General features: G+C 71.0%; 1 protein-coding gene. It reads left to right on the plus strand.

Annotation, left to right across the window (positions count from 1 at the left end):
* Positions 1 to 591 precede the first annotated feature (591 nt).
* Positions 592 to 1,523 (plus strand): protein rep (locus tag ACWFRU_RS42405; protein WP_453694202.1); only part of this gene is annotated, 932 nt, incomplete at its 3' end.

Raw genomic sequence — 1,523 nt, forward strand, 5'->3', positions numbered from 1 at the left:
GTCCATAGGCCGACGAGGCTCACGACGAGGAGGACCTGACGCACAGGAGCCCCGCCCAGACCCGGGCGGGGCTTCTTCCGCACCGTCAATTCACACCAGCCACAGGGCCCTCGGGCGGGGCGGGGGCAACGAATGGCTCAACTAGTGCCAGGATCATCAGGAGCAAAAAAATGGCGCGACCCAGGGGGCCTATTCCCTGAACCGCGCCACGTGAGTCCGACCGACCGAGCTGCTAAGACCAACCAGAACGGACCCAACGCTGTGCCTACCAGCGTAAGGGACGCTTCGGCGTCCGCGACACCCCAGACTTCCGACGCGCCGCGTGATGACCCCGCTGCCGTCGCTCCCGCCGGAGGCGCTGTGCGCCCCGCTGAGAGCCCCGCCGGGCCTCAGTGTCACTGCGGGGCCCCGATCACCCACACGCCCGGGAAACGGCCGCGTGTGTACTGCTCTGACGCATGCAGGAAGCGCGCGAACCGCGCCAACGCCAAGGGCGAAGCCCTGGCGGCCCGGCCCACCACGACCGCCACGGCGGCACCGGCCCGGACCAAATCCGGACGCGGCCTTGGTACTACCGCGAAAACTACGGACATGCAGGTCAGCGGCCTGCATCAGAACGGCGAAACGGACAACCCGGGCAGCCGCACGGCAAAAAGGGACGCGGCCCCGTTCAGCGGAGGCGTCCCCGGCGCGAAGCCGGAGACCGGCACGGACACGGCTGCCCGTGACGCGGCCTTCATCCTCCGGGAGGCCCTGCGCCCGCTGTCCGGCCTCCAGCGGCTCGCCGACTGCGGGCTGTCCGTCCTCGCGGGCGGCGTCACCCCCGTGATCCGCAACGGCCGGGCGGGGTTCGCCGGGGTCGTCACCTGCGGCTCGGTCCACGTCTGCCCCTGCTGCTCGACCTCGATCCGCCGCGTACGGCAGGACGAGCTGGAGCAGGTCGGGGAATTCTGGGAGTGCCAGTCCTGCGGCCTGGTGATGATGACGCTCACCATGCGGCACTACCTCCGGGACCGGCTCGAAGACCTGCTCGGCAAGCAGCGCGAGGCGTGGAAGCGCGGCTTCGGCCAGAACGCGGGCCGGGCCTGGCGCGACGCGAAAGCCGCGTACGAGATCCGCGGCTTCGTCCGGGCCTGGGAGGTCACCCACGGCTCGAACGGCTGGCACGTGCACTACCACGTGCTGCTGTTCCTGGCCCGGCCCCTGGCGGCCGGTCAGGTCCAGGAGCTCCAGCACCTCGCGTTCGAGGTCTGGTCCGCCGCCCTGGTCAAGGTCGGGGCCCGGATGCCGGTCGAGATCAGCGAGAAGGACGGCAAGCCCGTCGCCGTGCGGATCGACGCCCCGGACCGGGGCGAGTCCGGCAAGCTCGCCCGCTACCTGATGAAGGGCCAGGACGGGAAGGCGAAGTGGGGCGTCGCCCACGAGCTGACCCGGCAGGACATCAAGCAGGGCCAGGGTGGACACCGGACCCCCTTCGAGATCGCCCGCGCCGCCACCGCCCTCCAGGGCGATGAAGAAGCCCG

This window comes from Streptomyces sp. NPDC055099 (assembly GCF_053607685.1).